This window comes from Elusimicrobiota bacterium (genome assembly GCA_018816525.1).
GTDB lineage: Bacteria > Elusimicrobiota > Endomicrobiia > CG1-02-37-114 > XYA2-FULL-39-19 > OXYB2-FULL-48-7.
Genome location: JAHIVV010000051.1, coordinates 1 through 7,922, shown reverse-complemented (window position 1 = coordinate 7,922; position 7,922 = coordinate 1). Strand labels below are relative to the sequence as shown.

The window sequence follows — 7,922 nt, the reverse complement described above, 5'->3', positions numbered from 1 at the left end:
TGCTTAAAAAAATAGAAAAGGACCCGTCCTGAGTAAATGGCCGGGCTGAAGGAGAAAAACATGGTTAAGAAAACTGCACTTATAAGCGTGTTTGACAAAACAGGCATTGTAGAGTTCGCAAAAGAAATCAGTCAACTGGGCTACGAAATTATATCTACGGGCGGCACTGCAAAAATCTTAACTGAAAACAAAATCCCTGTTACGGAAATTTCAAAAGTCACGGGATTTCCAGAAATTCTCGGGGGCAGGGTAAAAACGCTTCAACCGCAGATTTTCGGCGGGATTCTAGCCAGAAGGGCCAATCCGTCAGACCAAAAACAATTGAAGGAATATAAAATTGACCCGATAGACATTGTGGTAGTAAATCTCTACCCTTTTGAAGACACAATAACAAAACACGGCACAGCTGACCACAAACTCACAGAAGAAATAATTGAGAACATAGACATCGGGGGGGTTTCACTTTTGCGCGGGGCAGGAAAAAATTTCCAGGATGTCTTAATCGTTTGCGAACCTTCGGATTATACTTCAGTACTCGAGCATATTAAAAGCGGAAAAACAGATATTAATTTAAACCGCAACCTGGCGGCCAAAGCTTACAGGCATACCGCTTATTACGACGCAATGATAAGCAGTTATTTATCTCTGGAGAAATTTCCTGAAAAAATAGGAATTGGGATCAAGAAACTTGCCGAACTCAGATACGGGGAAAACCCTCACCAGAAAGCGGCTCTTTACCGCTTGCCTGCTGTAGTTCCTGATCTGCCGAATATAACGGAAGCCAAACAAGTTCACGGCAAAGAATTATCTTACAACAATTACCTTGACCTCGATGCAGCCTGGATGCTCTCGCAGAAATTTGAAAATCCGGCCTGTATTATCGTAAAGCACAGCAACCCTTGCGGGGCTGCTGAAGCAAAAACCATCCTGGAAGCTTACAAAAATGCATTTGTCTGCGACCCGGTAAGCGCTTTTGGCGGAATTATTGCCGTCAACAAAGAAGTTGATGAACAAACTGCAACAGAAATAATAAAAGTTTTCACGGAATGTGTAATAGCCCCAAAATATACCGAATCTGCCTTGAAGGTATTGATGGCCAGAAAAGACCTGCGCATTTTGGTATTGCCCAATGCAAAAAACCCCTATGCTGAAATCAGGGAATACAGGGCAATTTGCGGCGGTATGTTAGTACAGGACAAGGACACTGCAATCGGGCTTGATAACCTAAAAACTGCTACAGAGCGCCAACCAACACAGGAAGAACTTGAGAGCCTTAAATTTGCCTGGAAAATAGCGAAGGATGTCAAATCTAATGCTATTATTCTGGTTCAAGGCACGCAGATTGTGGGAGTCGGCGCAGGACAGATGTCGCGCATAGATTCTACAAAAATAGCTGCATCAAAAATGAATGATATAAAAGAAACTCTTAGCTCATTACCTGCATCAAAGCAGCCTCTGGTTCTTGCCAGCGATGCATTCTTTCCGTTCAGGGATGTTGTGGATATGGCCGCAAAACTCGGTGTAACAGCGATTATCCAACCGGGCGGGTCTATGCGCGATGACCAATCAATTGTCGCCGCCAATGAACACAAACTTGCAATGGTGTTCACCGGCATGCGGCACTTCAAACACTGAGCAAGGTGCGAAGTCCATAAACTACAATTCCATGCCTTATGTGGCGTTTAGGGATAAAATGACAAAATTCAAAGAACTAAAACAAATATTCACGATTTTGCGTAAAAAGTGCCCCTGGGACCGCAAACAAACCCACAAAACCCTTTTAAAATACCTCAAAGAAGAAGCCGCTGAATTTATAGAAGCTGCTAAATCGGGCAATGATTCTCACATGGAAGAAGAATTGGGGGATGTGCTTTTGCAGGTTATGTTTCACGCCCAGATAGCCAGCGAGGAAAACAGGTTTGATATTGAAGATGTGATTGATATTCTCATAAAAAAACTCAAACGCCGCCACCCGCATGTTTTCGGCAAAACCAAAGCCTCTTCAGTTAAACAAGTCATCACCAATTGGAATAAAATAAAAGCCAAAGAGAAGAAAAACAACACTCAAAATACCCTTACTTGATACCAGCCCATTTTTATAGTATAATCTTTTCATGATTGATCTTCATACGCATACATTGTTTTCTGACGGCTGTTTGCTTCCTTCTGAGCTCGTTTACAGGGCAAAAGTGAAAGGATATACCATCATCGGTATCGCTGACCATGTAGACTTTTCTACAATTGAGTTTGTCGTGCCGAAAATAGCCGCAATTGCCAGACAATTAACCAAGCACTATAAAATACTCGTGATACCCGGAGCAGAGATTACATATGTCCCACCGCAACAGATAGCTGAAGCAGTAAGGATATGCCGAAAACTTGGCGCAAAAGTTGTAATAGTCCACGGAGAGACTGTTGCTGAAACCGTACCGCCCGGGACAAATTTAAGCGGCATTCTTTCCGGCGCAGATATCCTGGCTCACCCTGGAAAAATAAGCAAAAGCGAAGTTCAATTAGCAAAACAAAAAAATGTGCTCCTTGAAATATCAGCAAAAACAAGCCACCGTGTAACTGATGCGCACGTGGCTTCCCTTGCCAGGAAATACGGCGCAAAAATGATTTTTGGAACGGATACGCATAACCCGGATAATCTGATTGATGAAAAGGGCATTAAACAAATACTAAAACTGGCGAAACTCTCCTGGAAAGACTTCCTTGAAATGCAGACCAATGCAATGCAACTCATCCAGGGGCTCTGCCCGAAAGACTGATCCATGACCAGCAACGAACTTAGAAAAGCTTTCTTGGAATTTTTCAAAAAAAACGGCCACCATGTGATCTCCTCTGATTCTTTAATCCCGTCAAGCGACCCTACATTGTTATTTTCATCAGCCGGAATGGTGCAATTTAAAAAATATTTTCTTGGCGAAGACAAAATGTCTCCGCCTCGCGCAGTATCGTGCCAGAAATGTTTCAGGACTTCCGATCTGGACCAGATCGGCTATACCGCAAGGCATTTAAGTTTTTTTGAAATGCTGGGCAATTTTTCTTTCGGAGATTATTTTAAAAAAGAAGCTATTGCCTGGGGCTGGGAATTTCTAACAAAGGTGGCAAAACTGCCTGAAAATAAACTTTATATCACAGTTTATAAAGATGATAACGAGGCTCTGGAACTCTGGTCAAAAATCGTTTCAAAAGAAAGAATATATAAACTCGGCGACGATACAAACTTCTGGACGATGGGCCCGGCAGGCCCTTGCGGGCCGTGTTCGGAAATACTTTTTGACAACGGAAAAGAACTGGGCTGCGGCAAACCTGATTGTTCGCCAGCCTGCAGCTGCGACAGGTGGCTGGAAATCTGGAACCTGGTGTTTACCCAGTTCGACCGCAGTGAATCCGGCGAATTGAAGCCCCTGGCCGCTAAAAATATTGACACAGGCATGGGATTAGAACGCCTTTCAAGAGCTGTAAACAACAAAAAAACAGTCTTTGAAACCGATCTTTTCTTTCCGGTTATCCAGGAACTTGAAAAATTATTCGCTTGTAAATACGGCAAAAACCCAAAGACTGATACTTCACTCAATATTATTTCCGATCATATCCGTTCCATTACGTTTTTAATAAGCGACGGGATATTACCTTCAAACGAAGGCAGGGGTTATGTTTTAAGGCGCCTTATCCGCAGGGCATTGAGGCAGGGGAAGCTGCTGGGTTACGATAAACCCTTTCTTTATAAGCTGAGCAACAAAGTAATTGAAATGATGAAGGACTCTTACAGCGAACTTCCGTTGAGAAGAGAAAACATAGCCGCTGTCACGAAAATGGAAGAAGAAAAATTTATTGAAACGCTCGATACAGGGTTGAATTTGCTGAATGGCCTTATTGATAAATCGAAATCTGGTGACAAAGCAATTTCAGGCAAAGATGTTTTCAATTTATACGACACTTTCGGTTTCCCGAAAGAGCTTACAAAAGAAATCCTGGATGAGCACGGAATTACTTTTAACGAAAAAGATTTCATATCCGCGCAGGAATCAGCCCGGGATATTGCCAAATCATCCTGGAAAGGCGTTACAGTCGCAGATACCGGCGTTTATAAAAAATTAAACACAACTAAATTCACCGGTTATGAAACTTTAACCTCTGAATCTATAATTAAAAACATCATAAAAGACGGCAAAGAAACGAATACAATAAATGAAAAAGATTTTGCTGAAATCGTGCTTGATGTTACTCCTTTTTACGCAGAATCCGGCGGGCAAGTGGGGGATACCGGAATCCTGAAAAGTTCATTTTCAACCGCAAATGTATTAGATACAAAAAAACCTGTCGAAAATGTAATCATCCATAAAATCCAGGTTGAAAAAGGCGCTTTTTCCGTAGGCGACAAAATAAACGCTCAGGTAAATACCGAAAACAGAAAAAATATCATGAGGCATCACACATCAACTCATTTGCTTCATAAAGCATTAAGGACAGTTTTGGGTGAACACGCTACTCAATCAGGATCTATGGTAGCCCCGGATCGTTTCAGGTTTGATTTTGTGCATTTCAAAGCCATTGATGACAGGGAACTTGAAAGAATTGAGCAGCTAGTTAATGAAAAAGTTATGGAATGCCTCAATGTAAACACCTGCATAACTACCCTAAAAAAGGCAAAAGAATTCAATGCGACCGCATTGTTCGGAGAAAAGTATAAAGAAGATGTCAGGTGCGTTTTTGTAGGAGACAATATTGAATCCGCTTACAGCGCCGAGCTTTGCGGGGGTACCCACTGTAAAAATACGGGCGAAATAGGCCTGTTCAAAATATTAAGTGAAACCTCCGTAGGAAGCGGCGTGCGCAGGATAGAAGGCGTTTGCGGAACCATGGCGTTGAAATTTGTTTCAGATAATGAATTTGTGCTTTCCGCCATAAGCCAAAAGCTTAAGGCTTCAAGAAAAGAATTGCAAAAAAGAGTTGACCAGCTTATATCGCAGGAAAAACAGCTTGAAAAAGAAATCGAAAAAATCAGGACCCAGTCCGGCTCGGCTGATACAAACTCAGGCCAGAGTGAATTTAAATTGAAAAATAATGTACGATTAATTGTTCAAAACCTTGCTGACCCGAATTTGCAGGCAAAAAGCCTCCGCACAATATTGGATAATGCAAAAGATAAAAATAAAGTAAACGCAGTTGTTATGGTTATCAACTCGGCCGAAGACAAAATATCTTTTGTCATAAGCGCTACAAAAGACGTCATCGAATCGGGAATTGACGTGTCAAAACCAGCCGCGGAATTTGCAAAATTGATTGACGGCTCTGCCGGAGGAAGAAAGGATTTCGCGCAGGGCGGCGGAAAAGATCTTTCGAAACTTCAATCTGCAATAGCTAAGCTTAAAGATTTCAAATTTGAAATTTGAGATTATCATTGCCTCCATAGTTCAATGGATAGAGCATCAGCCTCCGAAGCTGGTGATGTGGGTTCGACTCCCGCTGGAGGCACTTTAACTTTGAACTATTAGAAAAATATGGTAAATATCCCGCGAGCTTACGCTCGGAGAATTTCAGAGGACTGCTTAAAATAAAAGGGGAACCCACAAAGTGAAAAAAAACACAATAGTCTATGCTGTACTGGGCTTATATTTTATAAGCCTTCTGACCTCGTTAACAATGCTCTTCACCAAAAAACCATTAATTACTCAAAAACCAAGGCAAACGCTTGCCGGCTTAAATCCAACTCCTAAACAATCGATAGCAGTTATTGAAGTTGTCGGACCGATTCGGATGGGCCAGTCACCCAGCAGGTTTATGTCTTACGACGCGCAAACTATTGTAAAAAAATTAAGGTCTTTCGGAGACAGGCCTGAAATAAAAGCAGTTATCCTCAGGATCAATTCACCGGGGGGAAGCGTTGCCGCGGTGCAGGAAATCTATTCCGAGATAATGAAACAAAGAAAAGAGAAAAAGAAAATTATTGTCGCCTCTATGAGCGACGTGGCGGCCAGCGGGGGGTATTATATTGCCAGCGCCTGCGACAAAATAGTGGCTGATCCCGGCACGTTGACAGGTTCGATCGGCGTTATAATGGAATTAGGTAATGCATCTGAATTATTCAGAAAAATCGGCGTTAAAATGGAAACCATAAAATCCGGCAAACATAAAGACAGCGGTTCTATGTTCAGAACCATGACCTTCGAAGAAAGAAAAATGTTCCAGGCACTGATTGATGAAGCCTACAGCCAGTTTGTCGACGCGATAGTAGCGGGCAGAAAGATGGATAAGCAAAAAGTTTTACAGCTTGCAGACGGCAGAATTTATATAGGTTCGCAGGCTTTAAGTTTAGGGCTTATTGATAAACTCGGCAACGATCAGACTGCTATAGAGTTGGCTAAAGAACTTGCCAATATTAAGGGTGAGGTTAGGTTAGTAACCGAAAATGACCCCTGGGAAAGAGTTTTGTCAATGTTCGGCGGAGTTGACAGCAAACTACCGTTTCAGGATTTAGTTTCAAAAAATAAAGTCAGGTTTGAATACATGCTCGAATAAATTTATGGAAAAATATATATCGTTGACTCTGGATTTTATTCTTTCTCCAAAAAATACCATTGAAAAGCTAAAGCAAAACAATCTCCCGGGCTTCGCTCTATTTATTTTCATTCTTGCGGTGTTCACGCAAGCCCTGGCTAACCAGGTGGTGTTGTCAGCAGACAGCTCTCACTCAGTGCCGCTTCTGTATATCAATTTCCTTTTTTGGCTTGCTGTTTTACTTTCAATATTCGTGCTTTATCTTGCCTGGATACATTTTGTATCCAGTATGTTCCATAAAGAAGGCAATATAAAAACCGCCATAACGGCAGGCGCGTTGTGTTTTATCCCTCTGTTTTTGGCTTTTCCATTCAGTTCTATTTTCGCCGCCTTTTCACCTTCACCGGTTGAATGGTACTCAGGATTGATGTCAATTATCGGTTTGTGGATACTTATTCTTTTTTTCATAAGCATTAAGAACACTTATTCACTGTCTGGCAGCCAAACAATCACCATACTGATATCGCCGATAGTATTTATTCCTGTATTTTTAGTTATTTCTATCCTGGGGATTATGATTCTGGTGATGTCTTTCAGCTAAAAAAATGAAAAAAAACGCTTATTTAGTTGCAATTTTGATTCTGTTTACAATTCACCCTGCCTTTTCTCAATCAGTAAAAACAAAAGACATAAAAACTCCGATAAAACATGAAGTCATTAAATCAACCTTTACCGCAAAACAGGAAACTCTTAAACTATCTACCACTCAAAGTGTGGTTATTCCGGATTTTCTCCAGCTTCCTGCGCCTGTTTTGAAGGGAACTTTATCTGTTGAAGAGTGTATTGCAAAACGCCGTTCTATCAGGCAATATCAAGAGAAGGAACTAACTATTGAACAGATTTCGCAAATTTTATGGGCCGCTCAGGGAATAACAGACTTAAAAGATAAACACCGTTCAGCTCCTTCAGCAGGCGCTATTTATCCGGCTGAATTATATCTAATCACTTCCAGCGGTGTCTTTAATTACGTCCCGGACGCTCATCAGCTGAGAAAAATAGCTTCAACAGATATCAGGCAGAACTTGTCGAATGCCTGCCTGGGCCAAAGTTCAGTTGCTGAGGCCGGAATAAACATAGTTATTTCTGTCGCCTACGGAAGAACTGCCTGGAAATACGGGGAAAAAGCCGTAAGGTTTGCTGATATTGAGGCAGGCCATATTGCAGAAAATATTTCGCTTCAAGCGGTGTCCTTAGGGCTGGGTTCAGTCTGTATTGGCACTTTAAACGACAGCGAAATTAAACTTCTTTTAAACCTTCCCTCCGATCAGAAACCGATATATGTGATTCCGGTTGGTTACCCAAAGTGAAAAATAAAATTACTACTTTTATATTTGATATCGGAAATGTCCTGATTT

General features: G+C 41.6%; 7 protein-coding genes and 1 tRNA gene. All 8 read left to right on the top strand.

The window, feature by feature from the left end; all coding sequences use genetic code 11:
* The first annotated feature begins 60 nt into the window (after window positions 1-60).
* The 8 genes from purH (at window position 61) to KKH91_04960 (ending at window position 7,874) form a co-directional block, all read left to right on the top strand.
* Window positions 61-1,635, top strand: a complete 1,575-nt coding sequence (purH, locus tag KKH91_04995; protein ID MBU0952163.1) for a bifunctional phosphoribosylaminoimidazolecarboxamide formyltransferase/IMP cyclohydrolase — start codon at window positions 61-63, stop codon at window positions 1,633-1,635.
* A 58-nt stretch (window positions 1,636-1,693) separates the two neighbouring features.
* Window positions 1,694-2,083: a hypothetical protein gene (locus tag KKH91_04990; GenBank protein ID MBU0952162.1), complete on the top strand. Its 390-nt coding sequence runs from the start codon at window positions 1,694-1,696 to the stop codon at window positions 2,081-2,083.
* A 31-nt stretch (window positions 2,084-2,114) separates the two neighbouring features.
* Window positions 2,115-2,771: a histidinol phosphate phosphatase domain-containing protein gene (locus KKH91_04985; GenBank protein MBU0952161.1), complete on the top strand. Its 657-nt coding sequence runs from the start codon at window positions 2,115-2,117 to the stop codon at window positions 2,769-2,771.
* Between the two features lie 3 nt (window positions 2,772-2,774).
* Window positions 2,775-5,402, top strand: coding sequence for an alanine--tRNA ligase (gene alaS / locus KKH91_04980; protein ID MBU0952160.1), 2,628 nt, complete (start codon window positions 2,775-2,777; stop codon window positions 5,400-5,402).
* 10 nt (window positions 5,403-5,412) lie between these two features.
* A tRNA-Arg gene (locus tag KKH91_04975) sits at window positions 5,413-5,484 on the top strand.
* Between the two features lie 99 nt (window positions 5,485-5,583).
* Complete coding sequence (gene sppA, locus KKH91_04970; protein ID MBU0952159.1) at window positions 5,584-6,528, top strand: signal peptide peptidase SppA; 945 nt, start codon at window positions 5,584-5,586, stop codon at window positions 6,526-6,528.
* 4 nt (window positions 6,529-6,532) lie between these two features.
* Complete coding sequence (locus KKH91_04965; GenBank protein MBU0952158.1) at window positions 6,533-7,108, top strand: hypothetical protein; 576 nt, start codon at window positions 6,533-6,535, stop codon at window positions 7,106-7,108.
* A 4-nt stretch (window positions 7,109-7,112) separates the two neighbouring features.
* Window positions 7,113-7,874 carry a SagB/ThcOx family dehydrogenase gene (locus KKH91_04960; GenBank protein ID MBU0952157.1) on the top strand — a complete coding sequence of 254 codons (762 nt, stop codon included), beginning with the start codon at window positions 7,113-7,115 and terminating at the stop codon, window positions 7,872-7,874.
* The last annotated feature ends 48 nt before the right edge of the window (window positions 7,875-7,922 follow it).

Coding starts and splice junctions, on each gene's coding strand:
- KKH91_04965 (MBU0952158.1), top strand. CDS start 6,533: ATGGAAAAATATATATCGTTGACTCTGGATTTTATTCTTTCTCCAAAA.
- KKH91_04990 (MBU0952162.1), top strand. CDS start 1,694: ATGACAAAATTCAAAGAACTAAAACAAATATTCACGATTTTGCGTAAA.
- purH (MBU0952163.1), top strand. CDS start 61: ATGGTTAAGAAAACTGCACTTATAAGCGTGTTTGACAAAACAGGCATT.
- KKH91_04960 (MBU0952157.1), top strand. CDS start 7,113: ATGAAAAAAAACGCTTATTTAGTTGCAATTTTGATTCTGTTTACAATT.
- KKH91_04985 (MBU0952161.1), top strand. CDS start 2,115: ATGATTGATCTTCATACGCATACATTGTTTTCTGACGGCTGTTTGCTT.
- alaS (MBU0952160.1), top strand. CDS start 2,775: ATGACCAGCAACGAACTTAGAAAAGCTTTCTTGGAATTTTTCAAAAAA.